The sequence below is a fragment of the Rhizobium sp. 1399 genome (assembly GCF_031455475.1).
In the GTDB taxonomy this organism is placed as follows: domain Bacteria; phylum Pseudomonadota; class Alphaproteobacteria; order Rhizobiales; family Rhizobiaceae; genus Rhizobium.
The window spans coordinates 221,485-237,014 of the sequence record NZ_JAVDSU010000004.1 but is presented as its reverse complement, the minus strand read 5'-3'; the positions used below and the strand labels follow the sequence as shown (position 1 = coordinate 237,014).

The following is a 15,530-nucleotide window of genomic DNA, read 5'->3' as shown; positions in this document are numbered from 1 at the left end:
CATCAACGAGCGATGAAGCCCCATGAACAAGCTGGAAAAGAGCGGACAGTTCGACGTCGAAGCCCTGCGCAAGCAGGTCTCCGATACGGAGACGCGCAACGACGCCTCCAAGCATGCTGCCGGCGAGACGCCTGGTATCAATCCCTATGCACGTCGGATCGCCGAACAGTTCCGAGACGGAACCTATTCGCCGACGATCATCATCGGCCAGTTGCGGCTGCTGGAATTCCTGACACAGTTCGTCATCGGCCTTGCCGCCTTCTATTTCGCGCCTGGCGACGGCAGCGACAGCATGCTGATGCGGGTCGTCATGGCGGCAATCGTTTCGGCATTGACCGTCGTAGCGCTTCAGCTTGCCGATACCTATTCCATTCCGGCTCTCAGAGCCCGCGTCCGGTATCTGCCGCATGCCTTCGCAGCATTCGCCATCGTCTTCGTGCTGACAACAGGCGCTTTCTCGCTTCTGCGCGGTCTCAGCGCTGCAACCGCGGAATCCTATGCCGTCTGGTTTATTGCAGGCGCGCTCTTTCTGGTCATCGAGCGCTTCCTCGTGGCACAAGGCGTGCGCAACTGGGCGCGCAACGGTATCATGGAACGCCGCGCCGTCATCGTCGGCGGCGGCGAGCCGGCCAAGGAACTGATCCGTATGCTGGAGCAGCAGGCGGATAACGACATCCGCATCTGCGGCATCTTCGACGACCGCGGTGAGAAGCGATCGCCGATCATGGTCGCCGGCTATCCGAAGCTCGGCACGGTGAGCGAACTCGTGGAATTTGTGCGGATGACGCGCATCGACATGCTGATCATCGCACTGCCGCTCTCTGCCGAAGCGCGCATCTTCGAACTTTTGAAAAAGCTCTGGGTGCTGCCGGTCGACATCCGCCTTGCCGCACATGCCAATCGCCTGCGTTTCCGCCCGCGTGCCTATTCGCATGTCGGCGCGGTGCCGATGCTTGACATCTTCAAGAAGCCGATCCGCGACTGGGATTCCGTTGCCAAGCGCGCTTTCGATATCTTCTTCACCATTATCGCGCTCTGCCTGCTCTGGCCCGTCATGGTGGCGACTGCGATTGCCGTGAAGGCGACGTCGGAAGGACCTGTTTTCTTCAAGCAGAAGCGCCATGGCTTCAACAATGAAGTCATCAATGTTTTCAAGTTCCGCTCCATGTACACCAACATGAGCGATCCGACGGCGAAGGCCGCCGTCACCAAGGGCGATCCGCGCGTCACCCGTGTCGGCCGCTTCATCCGCAAGACCTCGATCGACGAGCTACCACAGCTCTTCAACGTGCTGAAAGGCGAGCTTTCGCTGGTAGGCCCGCGTCCGCACGCCGTGCTTGCCCAGGCGCACGACCGCGCTTTCGCCGATATCGTCGACGGCTATTTTGCCCGCCACCGCGTCAAGCCCGGCGTTACCGGCTGGGCGCAGATCAATGGCTGGCGCGGCGAAGTCGACAATGACGAGAAGATCAAGTTCCGCACGGCTTACGACCTTTACTACATCGAGAACTGGTCGCTCTGGTTCGACCTCAAGATCCTGTTCCTGACGCCGATCCGGCTGCTCAACACGGAAAACGCCTATTGAGCGCGATCGACGCCTCCCCTGTACGCGTGGCCCAGCCGCAACGGCTGACGCTCCGCCTCATCGGTTCGGCGACGGTCGCTTTCGGGGTTTTTCTTTCCGGCTTCGTCATCGACGAGCCCGCGCCTTATGAACTGTGGATGGCAGGGCTGATCGGCCTGTGGTTCATACTCGGCCTAAGGATATCCCGCACCACCGCGCCGTTGCTGACGCTGCTGCTGACCTTCAACATCGGCGGCATGCTGTCGCTCACCCAGATGCGGGATCTGGCGACCGGCCCGATGTATATCGCCGTCTCGACATTCCTGGCGCTGACCTCCATCTTCTATGCCGCGATCATCGAGGACAGCCACAAGCGGCTGCCGCTGATCTTCAATGCCTGGGGCTTTGCGGCTGTTATCACCTCCCTGCTCGGTATCCTTGGCTATTTCCACGCCTTTCCCGGCTCGGAAGTCTTCACGCTTTACGACCGCGCCAAGGGTGCCTTCCAGGATCCGAACGTTTTCGGCCCCTTCCTCGTGCCGCCGGCGCTTTACCTCGTGCACGGCATTCTGGCCGGAAATCTCAGGACGTCACCGATCAAGGGGGGAGCACTGCTCATCCTGGCGCTCGGCATCTTCCTCTCTTTCTCACGCGCGGCCTGGGGTCTCTTCGCCTTTGCCGTGGTGGTGCTGATCTTCATCATGCTCTTGAAGGAGCGCAGCGGCGCCTTCCGGCTCAGGGTGCTGGTCCTGTCGCTAGGCGCCATCATCCTGATGGTGGCCTCGCTGCTGGTTGCGCTGCAGGTTCCCAAGGTCAGCGAGCTCTTCTCTGCCCGCGCCCAACTCGTGCAGCAATATGACGGTGAGCATCTCGGCCGCTTCGACCGCCATCGCATCGGCTTCCAGATGATGATGGAACGGCCGCTCGGCATCGGGCCGCTGGTCTTCGGCACCATGTTTCCAGAAGACGAGCACAATATCTGGCTGAAGTCGCTGACCACCTACGGCTGGCTGGGTTTCATCAGCTATGTCGGCATGCTGTGCTGGACGCTCTATCTCGGCTTCCGCAACATGCTGCTCGACCGGCCATGGCAGCCTTTCCTCATGGTCGCGTGGATCTCCGTTCTCGGCCATGCGGCGATCGGCAACGTCATCGATATCGACCACTGGCGCCACGTTTACCTGCTGTTCGGCATCGTCTGGGGCTGCGCGGCGCTGGAAGTTCGCCACAAGCGCTCGACCCGCTCACAAACACTTGAGAAGTTCCGCAAAGGCGCTAGATTTCCGGCATGATTACAGGGACACAGATACGCGGCGCACGCGCCATGATCGGCATGAGCATCGAGGAACTCGCAGCTCATGCCGGACTTTCGGTCGAAACAGTCCAGGCGCTGGAAAACGGCGAATGGGCCGGCGAGACGCGCGCCACGATCGACGTGCGCAACACGCTTGAAGCCCACGGCATCATCTTCATCGCCAGCGGCAATCAGGATGAGGGCGGCCCCGGTATACGCCTGCGCGCCCGCAGCTCCAACGATGACGGCATCCGGCCGGAAAATCTCAACGCTGCGAACGACGATTGACGGAACCAAGCGCCGTCTCACGCGTTTCGGCTGTCCTGTCAATGTGTTGGGGGTAGCCTATCTTGAATCGCAATAGCGGTCTTTATCTTGTCATCGGCGCGCTCGTCGTCGTGGTCGTCGGCCTCGGCGCCTACATCTTCCATGAGGAGAGCAAGCCTGAGGGCATCGAGATGAGTATCGGCAAGAACGGTGTCTCGATCGAGCAGAACTGAGCTTAGAGCCCTTTCTGCTCAGCGCAAAGCATTCTGGATCGGGGAGCTTTAGAGATAGGTCTTGGCGAGAATTGTCAGCTTGCCGCTGTCCTTCACGCCTTGCTTGTAAAGATGAATGATGGCCGCGCCGATCCTGTCGGCCTCCGGCGTGCGGGGGGCGATGCCGCTGTCATCGCAAATCTGACTCAGAACCTGCGACAGCAGGTCGATATCTTCCGAAAAGAGCGGTAGATCCTGGGGATGAACTGACGATTTCAACATCGCGCCGCATTTCCCTCAGAGGGCAATAACACATCATTCTGCGCAGCCGACGCCCTCCCTGCCAGCCATGTTCTTATTATGCGCGTGGCCCAAAACTTTAGCAACTGCGCAAATCAAAATCGTCGGGAACAATCTCTTGTCTCGCGCGTTACAGGGCCGTTTGGAATTCATATGAAATGAGAGAGCCGTGAGCGAAAAACGCTTCCCCTCGCCCGTGAGGGTCAAATCTCCAAGCAGCAGCTTCATCGTTTCAACTGCCTGGGAAGCTGTCGAATATCTCAAGCGCTGGCCGGCCAAGCGCGGCCGCGAATATCGCATAGCACTCCAGCACTGCCTCGATGCAATGGATGGGCTGAGAAGCCCGCGCGCGGCACAGGTGTCTTTCGCGATGGCTGCCAGGACAGCTGGGCTGCTGCTATGAGGATTGATAGGCCGGTCAGAATTCAGCTCAGAATTTCAGCCGGCCGCTCGCCGCATAAAGCTGCGATTGATGGAAGCCTTCGACAATCACCTTGGCGCCAACCTCGGCGACATGCTCTTCGGCAAGCTCCGCGAGCGCAAGGGCAACATCCCCTTCCGGCCAGCCGGCTTTCACGGCTTCGTCAGCGAGAGCCTTGAATGCAGCGGCAAGGCTCTGCCGGCAATCCTGTGTCTTGTTGTCGATCGTCATAAGCCCGAAACTACGCTTTTCTACGATTTCTCTTCATTACACCCTCAGCAACAAAGTTGCGAATAAATTTCAATTTCAAATAATCCAAAATTGGGACGATCGCGCATATCAGCTTCAATCATAGGTAGATTTCGTCCGAATATGAAATAAATCCCTCCTCTACGCGGGGATACTTGACAGAAATATTTAAGAATTAGTTTACCGAAAATTTAGTATATCAAAAACTACAACCTAAACCTCATATTATTCCGGCAAAAGTCGACGCAGCTTGGCGCCGCATTGCTTATGGGCGGGAGGATTTCCATGCTGCGCCGTCGTATGCAGGATTCTTGCCGCTTTACACGGACTTTTTTAACAGTCAGCGCGAGTTGTGAGGCCTCTGGATGGCGCCAGCGAGGCGGGACACAAGCTCCTCAGAAGACATTCCCCAGGACAAGTTCCATTTTATGATCACGGCGGCATTTTTCCCTTGCGTCCAAAAACCGAAAAGTCTAACAGAAGCAAGCCGTTTCGGCAGGTCGGGGCGTAGCGCAGCCCGGTAGCGCACTTGACTGGGGGTCAAGGGGTCGCTGGTTCGAGTCCAGTCGCCCCGACCATTTAATCCCTTGAAATCTCAGTCTTTCCGCATCTCGCAAGAGTGAGGGCGCGCGGCGCGGCCTCAGCGCGATTCATCCGTCCATATGCGGCGCTCGCCGCGGTAGATGTACCGGCCCGAGCCCTGGCGGGTGTTGTCGCGGTAATAATCGCGACGATTGCGGTTGCGGTCGTCACCGGCGCAACGCTCGGGAAAGCGGCGGCAATCCTGGTAGGTTTGCCGGTCAACACGCGGATTTCTCGGATCGACAGCCATTGCATTACCGGCAACCATTGCTAAAGCTAAGGCAAGAACGATCCTGATCATTTCACTCTCTTCAATTTCCCGCAGACCATTGCCTGGAGTTTACCACATGCTGCCAAGCCGCTCACTTCTCATCGGCGTGATCGTGACGCTGGCCTCCTCGCATATCGCATTGGCAGAAAACGTCCGGTTCCGGAACGCCAAGGAAAACGAAATCCGTCAGATGCTGAAAGGCGCCAGCGACTTGCGGAAGGCCTCGAACGGCTATGAATACCGTCCAGGCAATAAGAACGGCTATAAAATTTCAGACGGTCAGATCTGCGTTCTTTTCCCCAACAAGCAGACTGATTGCATTTCAATCAAGACGGACGGCAACGTACTGCAGATGCTCGACAACAAGGGCAATCGCATCAAGCTCTAAGCCTTGCCGGCTTCTGCTCTGCCAATTGACCATCCAGTCGGGCCGTAACCCCTTCCCCGGAACCTTTACCCAAAAACCGCGTTGGAAACCATGATTTTGCGGGTCGCTTGCCCGTAGCCGCGATGTGCCATGCGCCGATGCGGTTTCTGTCCGAGGCAGTCGGATCTCAACGAGTTTTCGGCCGGCTCTTGCCGGCAGGGGGAAATCATGAAACGTCATCTCGTATCGGCCGCAGTCGCCAGCTTCCTCGTCACCGGCCTCGTTGCCGGCCCGGCCATGGCGGCTGATGCCATCGAAGAGGTGCCGGCCGCACCGGCAGCCGAGATCGCGCCAGTCTTCACATGGACGGGCTTCTACGTCGGTGTCGGTGGCGGGCCAACCTGGGCCAATGGCGATTTCGACGTCTTTTCCGAAGACATGAATGGTGGCCTGATCACTGGCTTCGTCGGCTATAACTGGCAGCTCGACAACAATTTTGTCTTCGGTATCGAAGGTGACGTTTCCTATAACTGGGACAAGGCCGATGTCGGCCCGTTTGAAGTCGGCCTCGAAACTGCCGGCTCCGTCCGAGCCCGGCTCGGCTATGCGATCGATCGCGCTCTGATCTATGGCGCGGCAGGCTGGACGGGTGCGCAGGCCCATATCGACGGCCCCGCCGGCAACGACAGGGATACGCTATCAGGCTGGACGATTGGCGCGGGCGTCGACTACGCCTTCACCAATAACTTCTTCGGCCGGCTGGAATATCGCTACAATGATTACGGCAGCGCCGATCTTCTCGGGCTCGACGGGGACATCGACCAGCATGTCGTGATGATCGGCGTGGGCTATAAATTCTGAAGCCCTCTCCGTTCAAGACTATTCAGGGTACCAGACTAAAGCACGTCGCTATCTTTCAGATTCGCTTGTCGCGCTTTAGGTTCTTGTTTTCGCATGTCGTTATCGCAAAACCGCTGCACACTTTTGCGCGACACGCTTTAAGCGGCTGAGAGCGCGAGCTTACCATCCGCCGCCACATGCGGTTGCCATGCGGCATAGTTGGCGATGGTGAAATGCGGTGTCTCGAAGGGCGTCGCATGGGTTTCGGTGATGACAGTGACATCGGCTCCGGCACCCTCGCCGGCGAGAATGCCTGCAACCGCATCCTCGAATACCAGGCAGCGGGTGGGATCGACGCCAAGGCGGCTCGCGCCGAGCAGATAGCATTCCGGGCTCGGCTTGCCTGACGAGACTTCCTCGCCGCTGACGATCATTTTCGGCATGGGAATGCCTGCCGCCGCCATGCGGCGGACGGCGAGTTCGATCGGCGCCGAAGTGACGATCCCCCAGCGATCCGCGGGCAGTGCATTCAGGAAGCGGATGGAGCCCGGAATCTCGACGATGCCCTCGAAATCCTCCATCTCCTCTTTCAGAAGCAACTTTGCCTCAGCAATCGGATCGACACCGGGAAGGCCGAGCTGGCGAATGGAGTCAGATGCACGAACACCATGGATGGTCTTCAGAAGAACCTCAGGCTCGAAACCATGGCGGAGCCCCCACTCGCTCCAGACGCGCTCGACGACGGCGATGGAGTTCAGCACGGTGCCGTCCATATCGAACAGGAAGGCATCGTAGGTCTTGTCGAGAACGCGATGGGAAGTGGACAAAGGAGGGTTCCTTGCGAAGCGGAAAGCCGTCAGGCCTTCCGCGACTAGCCGAGCACAGGAGCGGCGTCAACCTAAAGCATGTCGCGCAAAAGTGTGCAGCGGTTCTGAGATAACGACATTGGCCCAACAGAGACCTAAAGCCTGGCGAGTAAATCTAAGGGGTCGCGACGCGCCTTAGTCGTTGACCTCGGGATGGGTGATGCTCCTCACATCCGCAAGGCCACGTGTGGCATCGCGATTGCCGGTGGCAGCCGCAGCCTCGAAAACGCGCGTGGCGTCACCATACATCTTCAGATTCATGTAGCTGTAGCCACGCAGTACCATGAGATCGACGCGCTCCTGCTGCAACTGGGCGCGCTGGTCGAGAAAAATGAGCGCTTCGCGATAGCGTCCGCCTTCGAAGGCGGCAAGCGCGCGATCGGCAAGGATCGCCACCTGCAGTTCGGAGGCGCGGTCGCGGTTCTGCGGTGCCTTGGTGGCCGCGACCGCAGCACTGTTGGAAAGGCCGGCGCGCAGATAGGCAAGACTCTGGCCGTAGGCGGCATCCTCGCGCTCCTTGCGCACAGGACTTGCAAGCGCCGCCTCGAAAGCCTTCACCGCCTCCATAGGCCTGTTGATGTCCATCAGGCACCAGCCGCGTGTCAGCGCATCGCCGGGATTGAGGCGGGTGGGATCGATGGTTGTGGAGCATCCGCGAAGCTGGCGCGGACCACGTTCGACCGCAACCGTCTGCATGACCCTGGCGGGCCTTGCCGGCGCAACGGGCTGGGCCTGCACTTGCGACTGCTGGGATTGGAATTGCGCGGGGGGCCGAGGCTCTGGCTGGAAGGCCGCACTGCGTTCGGTCGGCGCAGACTGGACTTGCGGTGCCGCGGGCTGAATTGCAGGTTGCGGCTCTACCGCAGAACCGGGGGCCGGCAATGGAGCGTTGGCTCGAGCGCCGGCAGACGTATCGTTCAACGTAGCAATGCGGGGCGAACGACCGGCCCAGAGACGCTGGATCTCGGCAACTCCGGCACGATCGTTCAACTGCTGCCGGGTAACGGCAAGGCCATAGGCTGAGGGTTCGTCATCCGGCTTCCAGCGCAGTCCCGTCTCGAACCAGCGAGCGGCCGTCTGAAACTGGTTCAACGAACGGGCATACCAGCCGAACTGTTGGGCCGTCGGCACGTATTTTTGCTCGATGATCGTAGCGGCGATGCGACCGAGCACGTCCTCGCTCAGATCGGCCGGCGGCTGCAGGGCCATCAGATTGGCGGTCGCGGCAAGATAGGTGGCGGTCGCATCCTTGGAATCGTCACGCCATCTATACATGACGTCTTCCGCTTCCTGCGGCGACTTGCGGGCAATCAGCGCCAGCGCCAGGCCCTGCGAGGCAACAGCGGAATCCTGCTTCTCATGGGCGATGCGGAACCACTTTTCGGCATCCGCCTCGTTGTTGCGGCGAAGCTGATACCAGCCAAGCAGCAGCGCGTCCGAGGGTAGCCCCTGCTCTTTGGCCAGCCTCTCGACGCGAGAGATATAATCGGAAGCGACTTCGAGCTTTGCATCATCGTTGCCATCGGCAACAAAACGGCGGGCAAGATCATCGCGCAGACTGTCGAATTCTCTTACACCATTGGCATCTGCCGGTTTTTCGAGAGAAAGCAGCGCCTGCATCGAACCATATGGCAGAAGAGCGGCAGCCTTCTGAACCGTCGCCACGCGTTCGGCCGGCTCGGTGCAATTCTTCAGGATGTAGGTGTAGGCATCCTGCCCGCGCTGCCGCCTGTTCGTCTCAACGAATGCTTCGGCAACGCGCCAGAGCACGTCTATCTCGGCGCAGGTCAGCAGGCTCGGCGTTTCGGCTGCGATATCGATGACCGTCGCATATTGCTTGAGATCGGAGGCATTGATGAGCCGGGTTCGGGATTCGGCGACATCCAGGCGGTCGAGCAAGTCGGCCGGCGGCTGCCAGCTTTCGGCGGCCTGACGATCGGCGATCGCCTTGCGCAGCTCGGCATAACGGCCCTCGGAATAAAGCTGCCACATGTTTTCGAGTTGCCGGTCGCCGTTCTGCGGAATGGCGAGCGGATCGGCGGGCGGCACCCAATTCGGATAGAGCGCCTGAAGGCGGGAGATTTCTGCCTGCAGGCGAAGCTTATCGCCACGGCTTGCGAAATAGCGAAGGGCGCTTACGTCAACGACCGGCTGCTGGCCTGCTGCCGTGCCTGCCGGCGGCGGATTGGCCGGCGTGGTGGCGGCACCGGCAGGAGCCGCTGATGGTGTGGTCTGCGGAACGACCGGAACCGGAGCCGGCTGCTGGGCCTGATTTGTCTGAGCTTGGCTTGTCTGGGCTTGGCCTGTTTGGGCCAGATTCGTCTGGGCCGGGCTCTGGGGCTGATCGCCGGAATTATCCTGTGTCGCGGCCTGGATTCGTTCCGCCACGGTCTGCACGTCGATCGGCTGATTGGAAGGAGTATCCGGCCCCTTTATGCGCCCCATCATCATGAGTTCGGGGGTCCTGCCACCAAAGCCGAAACGTTCCTGCAATGCTTCACGGTCCTTCAGCCCGGCGATGAGAGCCGCCACCAGGACTGCTGCCGTTATCGCCACAACAGAAGATTTCACAGACACTCTGGATGCTTCTCCCCGACATAGGCCAGCCCCAGAAGCTGAAGCGTTGATGGATAATAATAGGCGGGCGCAAATTGCAGCGCTTCGGCAGGTAGTTTGGTTCCGTCTAATACACAGGCCACAACGTGGTTAACAATTTCATAACCAGGGTCGGAAAGCTCGGTCTTCGGCTGCCCGGTAGTAAGATCGATGGTGGCGGGCACACCGTTTGCGGTCATGCCTTCCTTGAGACGCGTCAGCAACGCCCTGTCGGTCACGCCGCCTCGCGCCAGATAGAGCGGGATACGGATCGCATTGTAGCCGAATTCAATGTCAAAACCTTCTGCCGGCTGCGGCTGGCGCTTCAGGCTCACCCATTCGGCGGGCAGCTTGCGCGGACCGAACTGCATGGCCTTGAGCAGTGAGAGACCATCATCCGCGAGTCTCTGCCACTGATTGGACGGTGCAAGTGCTGCCATGACGGGAAGCGCTTCATAGACCCAGTAGGATGGGTTGATGACGGGGCCATCGTCGCGATCCGCGCCGGAGAAGCCTTCCGCACCGGGCATCAGCAGGGTGCGGCCGGCAAAATCGGCTACGGTTTCAGACAGCGTCGACTGCGCTATGCGGGTGGCCGCGGTGATATAGTCGGCTCGGTTCCAGGCGGAGCCCGCCAGCGCAAGGGCATAGGCGATCAATATGTCGCCGTCGGAAGCATTGTTGGTGTCGGTCACATGCGGCGTGGCGGACGGATCCCATTTCCAGACGGCAAGGCCGTCATTGCGCAGCAGCAGTTCGGTGCGGGTGAAATACCAGATCTGCTCGAAATCGGCCGGGCTTGCGGCGAGATAAGCGAGCAGCAGGCCATAGCCCTGCCCTTCGCTATGGCTGATATTGCCGTTGCCGTTATCGACGATGCGGCCGCTCGGATCGAGGAACTTCGCCTTATAGGCAGCCCATGCCTCGCTGCTGATCCGCGGCTGCTGGGCAGAGGCCGGCTCACCGGCGAGCGCCAGCATCATCGTGCCTGCGAGCAATGTGGCGATCCAGGTCTTCATTTCGACCTGCCGAGCCTTGAGAGCATTCTGGAAGTGGCCAGACCGATCAGCAGCGACAACACGACCAAAAGGAAAGAATAGGAGAGAATATTCGTCGACAGCCAGTTGGCGGCGATCAGGCGATAGTTGGCGATCGACAAGCCGTCAGTGGGCACGAAATCGAAGCGCGTGACCGGAATGCTCTCGATCTTGCCAGTGCGGCTGGAATAAGTGGTGATATGGCCCGATATCTGCGGCCAGTTCATCTGAGTAGTGAGCGCATTCAGCCCCTCGCGCAGGTCCTTGGCCGAGGGCGATGTGACGACGGTCCAGGCACCGCCGCCATCCGGGCTCTTGCCCTGCGCGATCATCAAGGTCGCCGCATTCGACGGCGTGAATACCTGTTCGGCATTTGGGACGAACTGCAGCGAGCTAGCAGTGATGTCGAAGTTGCGGCGCAGCCATTCGCGGAACGCCTCTATGCGGCCCTGTAGTGCGCCGCCGGTGATGCGCGAGCGCCATTGCTCCAGCGCCTCGCGATTATCGATTTCCGTCGGCTGTGAATCCGTCACCGGACGCCAGGAAGCCTGGCTGGCGGTTGCGACATTGACCTGGGTGAGCGCCGTTGCCGGCATCTGCGAAATCGAGCCGATGAAAATGGCGTTTCGGTCACCGATCACGCCCGGCGAGGCGACGGGTTCGATTGCGATCGGGTGGCCGGCCATGATGGCGAGCTGACCAAGCAGGGTCGCTGTGGCGGAAAGTGTATCGGCATCGGTGCGGTCGATGAACAGCGGCGTCGGATTGGGATTGCGCCCATAAGGGTAGGATGTGCCGGCCATGGCCGCGAGATTCGGACGCTGCCCGACGCGGGCGAAATCCGGCATGTGAAATTCGGACGTGTCAAAAAGCGCAAAGCGCGGCGCCTGCGAGGCCGTCGCGCCGGGCGCGCAGGCCGCATCGTCCTCAGTCATCAGAACTGCCTCGATGGCGATCGAATTCAGGCCAGGCTTGAAGTGCCGCATGGTCACGCGGATCGGAAGCTGGCGGAAAATACCGCCGTTGGTCGTGGCGACCGGCACGGTGGAGGCGATGTTGCCGTTCACATAGACGTCGATATGGCTGCCGGGGAGCACTTTGCTGGAATAGGCGGCATCGAGCAGGATTTTCGCCTCGCCATAGGCATTGGCATAGAAATCGGCCGGCACGGCGACATTGAAGCCGGTGCGGAAGCGGCGGCCGGAGAAGTCGACGGTGCGTATGCCGAGCTGCGAAAGCGGGATGCGCGTATCGGCAAAGAGAAGCGGCGCGTCGGGCGCCGTCCAGCGTTGCGTGGTCAGCACGTCGCGGCGTATTTCGGGGGCCCGGTCGGTCGGAGACACGATGGTATCGATCGCTGTCGAAACCGCCTGCCAGGATGGACCGCTGATCAGCAGGATGGGCGAACCACTGCGCGGGTCAGTGACAAAGGCGGCAAGTGGGGCGCTTTCAGCGCCCTGGGGAAGGCTGGGGAAGATCGGCCGCAGCTCGGCCGCGGTACCAACGAGCACGCCCATCTTGCCGGGACCAGCTGTCGGCAGCGAGCCGGCACTGAAGGCAAAGACCTGGTTCGGCATGCCGCTCAGCAGCGACAGGCCCTGCGCCAGACGCAGAAGTGGCTTGGTGGTACCGGGCTGTTCCATCGCCGGAACGACCAGATCGAATTCCGTCCTGCCGGTCCCATCGACGCCGATGGCGCGGATCGCATCCGTGCCGGAAAGCCGGCCGGCATCGCGGCCGGCAAAGCTCAGATAGGTGCCGGCCGGATCGATGTTCGACCAGAGCTCATAGGTGGAGTCGATGCTGCAATCCGTGCGGTGGCGCTGATTGGCTTCGAAGGTGATGAGGTTGGCGCCGGGTTGCAGCAGGCCCGGAGGAACCTCGAAGCTGACCGCCGATGGGCTATCGGGTGAACCGACCTGCTGCTGGCCGATGGCACGGTTGTTGATGAACACGGTCAGCTGCGACACTTCGGGAGCGACGACGATGGCGTTCTGATAGGTGAAAGTGAACCGCGCTTTCGCCGCCGCCTGCTCCGTCGTCAGATAGATCGACCATGACCTGCGGTCATATTCACCACTGAGGGCGAGTTCGGAGAAGGGCACGATATAGCGCCTGAAATCACCGGTTTGCGGAGCAGACGCGACAGGACGGACGGCAGGTGGCGTGGCCGGCTGGGGCTGGGCCTGTGCCGGGGTGGACGGCGCGGCCGGCGCGGGTGCCTGCGTCTGCGCCGGTGCGGGAGGCGGCACCGGCTGTGGGGCAATCGTCTGCGGCACGACGGGAACAGGGGCCGGTGCGGGCTGCGCAGGCTGGGTAGGCAGTCTCAGACGCGGAGCAACCGGCGGCGCACCTGCCGGACGCTCGCCGGACATGTCGAAAGGGCTGATCTGCGCATAAGCGAGAACCGACGTGACGACCAGGAAAAGGGAAGCGGCGAAGAGCTTTCTCATCCCGCGTTCACCTTTGCCGCCTGCTGCTGCCGATGCGCTTCACGCTCCGGCCGCATGCTGCGGAAGAAATACACCAGGCCACGGCTCGTCTGATAGAGCGAGAGGCCGAGGAACCAGACGGTGCCCCTGATGAGGCCGGGATTACGGCGGCGAGAAGCCTGGAACTGCGTCCACTGATCGGAATTGGCGAAGATCAGGTCGGCGATCAGGCGATGGTCCAGCGCGCTCTTCGGCTGATACTGGCAGCCGACATTGGTGATATCGCCCGAGGGTTCGATGTTGCGGACGATGAGCGGCAGGGTTTCGAGATCGGCGCCGCTATAGGGGCGGAAGCGGATTTCGCCGAGCGCGCCGACCTGCACTGCATCGAAATGCTTGCTGAAGATGTGCAGGCGCGCGCCGTGGACGGAGACATCCTCGATGGAGGCCGTGTACCACTGGGCGCCGACGCCGAATTCGCAGCGGCGGTTGACGCGCACGCGGCGGGAGGACGCCCTCTCCCCGCGCTCGGAGACGACGCCGAGCGCGCAGCCGGCAAGGATGAGGTTGATGATGTTCCAGCCGCCGACGACGAGGGTGACATCCGCCTTATAGGGTTCGGCATAGATCTTGTAGATGGTGATCGCGACGGCGATGATCTGCACCGCGAAGATGACGAAGAAGGGCCTGCTGATTTCCGACAGGCGGCTGACGGCAATGGATTCGTCCTTCGCTGTGACCTTGAAGGTCGGCTTGCGCGGATTGAGCATGACCGAGACGACAGCGGGCAACAGGTGCACCGTCTGCACATATTCGTAGAGTTCGGAAATCCACGGCCAGCGGAACGATCCGTAGAGATAGTTCTGCATCATCAGGTTCACGATCATGTAGGCGAGTGTGTAGGCCAGGAACTCGCCGCCGGAAGCCGTGAAGATTTCCAGATCGAAGAAGAGATAGAAGAGCGGCGCGAAGAGGAAGATCGTGCGCGGGAACGGAAACAGCCAGAACAGCGACGAGGACATATAGCAGAAGCGCTGCGGCAGCGTGAGGCCACGCTTGAGCAGCGGAAAGCGGAAGCGCAGAATCTGCATCATGCCCTGCGCCCAGCGGCTGCGCTGGCCGATGAAGCTTGCGAAGGTTGCCGGCTGCAGCCCGGCGATCAGCGGCTTGTCGAGATAGATGCTGTTCCAGCCGGCACCGTGAAGGGCAAGCGCGGTCTCGCAATCCTCGGTGATGCTGACACCACTGAAGCCGTTGGTGGATTGCAGCGCGCGGCGGCTCAGCACCGCTGCCGAACCGCAGAAGAAGGCGGCGTTCCACTTGTCGAGGCCGCGTTGGATGATGCCGTAGAACATTTCGTTCTCGCTCGGCATCTTTTCGAAGGTGCGCAGGTTGCGCTCCAGCGGGTCCGGGTTGATGAAGAAATGCGGCGTCTGGACGAGGAAAAGCTTCGGGTCATCGTCGAAATAACCGACCGTCTCCAGAAGGAAGTCACGCGCCGGCGCGTGGTCGGCGTCGAAAACGGCGATCAGTTCGCCGCTCGAATGCTGCATGCCGTTATTGAGGTTGCCGGCCTTGGCGTGTTCGTTGCGGTCGCGCGTCAGGTAATTGACATCGAGATCGATGCAGAGCTGCTTCAGCTCGGCGTGGCGGGCTGCGGCGGCCTGCGCTTCGATCAGCTTGCCGGAATTGCGCTTCTGCAACGTGCCGCCATCATCCAGCAGCCACACATGCAGCTTGTCGGCCGGATAATCCATCGCCTTGGCGGCGGCAAGCGTATTGGCAAGCAGGCCGGCATCTTCGTTGTAGGACGGCACGAAGACATCGACATGGGGGAAGCGCTCAAGTTTGCCGGCGCGCGAGGGACGCGGCGGCAGCGGGGTGGCGACAATGAAGAGTGACAGCGCCAGCATCATCACGCTATACATTTCAGCGAGATAGAGCAGCAGGCCAGGAATGAAGTTTGCGAGCTGGTTAACCGGCGGCAACGTATTGGTCGTGCGCCAATAGACATAGCGCAGCACGATGGCCGTACCGAAGGCGAGCGCCACAAGACGCCATGTGCCCTCGCCCTTCAGCACCTTGATGAGCGCCATGACCGTGACGACGGTGATGCTGGCGATGAGCTGGGTCTGCAGATTGACGGGCAGCGTGATCAGGGCGATCACACAAAGCGACACCACAGCCCATATGACAACACTGCCAGCCTTACGCATGAACGTTCCTTCGAAAT

15 protein-coding genes and 1 tRNA gene are annotated in these 15,530 nt (G+C 60.7%); 8 read left to right on the top strand and 8 right to left on the bottom strand.

Annotated features, from left to right (window positions below; genetic code table 11):
• Positions 1 to 22: 22 nt before the first annotated feature.
• The 4 genes from J2X71_RS15510 (at position 23) to J2X71_RS15495 (ending at position 3,358) form a co-directional block, all read left to right on the top strand.
• Complete coding sequence (locus J2X71_RS15510) at positions 23 to 1,585, top strand: undecaprenyl-phosphate glucose phosphotransferase (RefSeq protein ID WP_310382925.1); 1,563 nt, start codon at positions 23 to 25, stop codon at positions 1,583 to 1,585.
• Positions 1,582 to 2,856 (top strand): O-antigen ligase family protein, encoded by a 1,275-nt coding sequence (locus J2X71_RS15505; protein WP_310382924.1) that lies wholly within the window; start codon positions 1,582 to 1,584, stop codon positions 2,854 to 2,856. The genes J2X71_RS15510 and J2X71_RS15505 overlap by 4 nt, the downstream gene beginning before the upstream one ends.
• The gene (locus J2X71_RS15500) at positions 2,853 to 3,146 is read left to right on the top strand and encodes a multiprotein-bridging factor 1 family protein (protein WP_037096153.1); all 294 of its coding nucleotides are present in this window, start codon (positions 2,853 to 2,855) and stop codon (positions 3,144 to 3,146) included. The genes J2X71_RS15505 and J2X71_RS15500 overlap by 4 nt, the downstream gene beginning before the upstream one ends.
• 62 nt (positions 3,147 to 3,208) lie before the next feature.
• Positions 3,209 to 3,358, top strand: coding sequence for a hypothetical protein (locus J2X71_RS15495; protein WP_310382923.1), 150 nt, complete (start codon positions 3,209 to 3,211; stop codon positions 3,356 to 3,358).
• Positions 3,359 to 3,406: 48 nt separating this feature from the next.
• On the opposite strand, the gene J2X71_RS15490 is transcribed toward J2X71_RS15495, so the two are convergent.
• The gene (locus J2X71_RS15490) at positions 3,407 to 3,619 is read right to left on the bottom strand and encodes a hypothetical protein (RefSeq protein ID WP_310382922.1); all 213 of its coding nucleotides are present in this window, start codon (positions 3,617 to 3,619) and stop codon (positions 3,407 to 3,409) included.
• 187 nt (positions 3,620 to 3,806) lie between these two features.
• Here J2X71_RS15490 and J2X71_RS15485 point away from each other — a divergent pair, with 187 nt between their 5' ends.
• Positions 3,807 to 4,040 carry a DUF982 domain-containing protein gene (locus J2X71_RS15485; protein WP_310382921.1) on the top strand — a complete coding sequence of 78 codons (234 nt, stop codon included), beginning with the start codon at positions 3,807 to 3,809 and terminating at the stop codon, positions 4,038 to 4,040.
• 27 nt (positions 4,041 to 4,067) lie between these two features.
• Here the strand turns inward: J2X71_RS15485 and J2X71_RS15480 are convergent, their stop codons facing one another.
• The gene (locus J2X71_RS15480) at positions 4,068 to 4,289 is read right to left on the bottom strand and encodes a hypothetical protein (protein WP_310382920.1); all 222 of its coding nucleotides are present in this window, start codon (positions 4,287 to 4,289) and stop codon (positions 4,068 to 4,070) included.
• Between the two features lie 519 nt (positions 4,290 to 4,808).
• On the opposite strand from J2X71_RS15480, the gene J2X71_RS15475 reads away from it, so the two are divergent.
• Positions 4,809 to 4,885 (top strand) — tRNA-Pro (locus tag J2X71_RS15475).
• Positions 4,886 to 4,947: 62 nt separating this feature from the next.
• Here J2X71_RS15475 and J2X71_RS15470 read toward each other — a convergent pair.
• A complete protein-coding gene (locus tag J2X71_RS15470) occupies positions 4,948 to 5,190 on the bottom strand; it encodes a hypothetical protein (RefSeq protein ID WP_310382919.1) in 243 nt (80 codons plus the stop codon).
• A 46-nt stretch (positions 5,191 to 5,236) separates the two neighbouring features.
• On the opposite strand from J2X71_RS15470, the gene J2X71_RS15465 reads away from it, so the two are divergent.
• Both J2X71_RS15465 and J2X71_RS15460 read left to right on the top strand, forming a co-directional pair.
• Entirely contained in the window at positions 5,237 to 5,548 is a 312-nt protein-coding gene (locus J2X71_RS15465; protein ID WP_113325265.1) for a hypothetical protein, read from the top strand.
• Positions 5,549 to 5,755: 207 nt separating this feature from the next.
• Positions 5,756 to 6,388, top strand: coding sequence for a porin family protein (locus J2X71_RS15460; RefSeq protein WP_310382918.1), 633 nt, complete (start codon positions 5,756 to 5,758; stop codon positions 6,386 to 6,388).
• A gap of 137 nt (positions 6,389 to 6,525) precedes the next feature.
• Here J2X71_RS15460 and J2X71_RS15455 read toward each other — a convergent pair whose 3' ends face one another.
• From J2X71_RS15455 to bcsA, 5 genes are all read right to left on the bottom strand, one after another.
• Positions 6,526 to 7,194, bottom strand: a complete 669-nt coding sequence (locus tag J2X71_RS15455) for an HAD family hydrolase (protein WP_405049716.1) — start codon at positions 7,192 to 7,194, stop codon at positions 6,526 to 6,528.
• A 174-nt stretch (positions 7,195 to 7,368) separates the two neighbouring features.
• The gene (locus J2X71_RS15450; protein WP_310382917.1) at positions 7,369 to 9,804 is read right to left on the bottom strand and encodes a cellulose synthase; all 2,436 of its coding nucleotides are present in this window, start codon (positions 9,802 to 9,804) and stop codon (positions 7,369 to 7,371) included.
• On the bottom strand, positions 9,801 to 10,847 hold the full coding sequence (locus tag J2X71_RS15445; RefSeq protein ID WP_310382916.1) for a glycosyl hydrolase family 8: 1,047 nt from the start codon (positions 10,845 to 10,847) through the stop codon (positions 9,801 to 9,803). The genes J2X71_RS15450 and J2X71_RS15445 overlap by 4 nt, the downstream gene beginning before the upstream one ends.
• Entirely contained in the window at positions 10,844 to 13,318 is a 2,475-nt protein-coding gene (locus J2X71_RS15440; RefSeq protein WP_310382915.1) for a cellulose biosynthesis cyclic di-GMP-binding regulatory protein BcsB, read from the bottom strand. Before J2X71_RS15440 ends, J2X71_RS15445 begins: the two co-directional genes overlap by 4 nt.
• Complete coding sequence (gene bcsA / locus J2X71_RS15435; RefSeq protein ID WP_310382914.1) at positions 13,315 to 15,513, bottom strand: UDP-forming cellulose synthase catalytic subunit; 2,199 nt, start codon at positions 15,511 to 15,513, stop codon at positions 13,315 to 13,317. The genes J2X71_RS15440 and bcsA overlap by 4 nt, the downstream gene beginning before the upstream one ends.
• Between the last annotated feature and the right edge of the window lie 17 nt (positions 15,514 to 15,530).

Excerpts from the sequence above, each read along its gene's own strand:
- J2X71_RS15510 (WP_310382925.1), top strand. The coding sequence starts at position 23 with ATGAACAAGCTGGAAAAGAGCGGACAGTTCGACGTCGAAGCCCTGCGC.
- J2X71_RS15500 (WP_037096153.1), top strand. The coding sequence starts at position 2,853 with ATGATTACAGGGACACAGATACGCGGCGCACGCGCCATGATCGGCATG.
- J2X71_RS15490 (WP_310382922.1), bottom strand. The coding sequence starts at position 3,619 with ATGTTGAAATCGTCAGTTCATCCCCAGGATCTACCGCTCTTTTCGGAA.
- J2X71_RS15480 (WP_310382920.1), bottom strand. The coding sequence starts at position 4,289 with ATGACGATCGACAACAAGACACAGGATTGCCGGCAGAGCCTTGCCGCT.
- J2X71_RS15470 (WP_310382919.1), bottom strand. The coding sequence starts at position 5,190 with ATGATCAGGATCGTTCTTGCCTTAGCTTTAGCAATGGTTGCCGGTAAT.
- J2X71_RS15465 (WP_113325265.1), top strand. The coding sequence starts at position 5,237 with ATGCTGCCAAGCCGCTCACTTCTCATCGGCGTGATCGTGACGCTGGCC.
- J2X71_RS15460 (WP_310382918.1), top strand. The coding sequence starts at position 5,756 with ATGAAACGTCATCTCGTATCGGCCGCAGTCGCCAGCTTCCTCGTCACC.
- J2X71_RS15445 (WP_310382916.1), bottom strand. The coding sequence starts at position 10,847 with ATGAAGACCTGGATCGCCACATTGCTCGCAGGCACGATGATGCTGGCG.
- J2X71_RS15440 (WP_310382915.1), bottom strand. The coding sequence starts at position 13,318 with ATGAGAAAGCTCTTCGCCGCTTCCCTTTTCCTGGTCGTCACGTCGGTT.
- bcsA (WP_310382914.1), bottom strand. The coding sequence starts at position 15,513 with ATGCGTAAGGCTGGCAGTGTTGTCATATGGGCTGTGGTGTCGCTTTGT.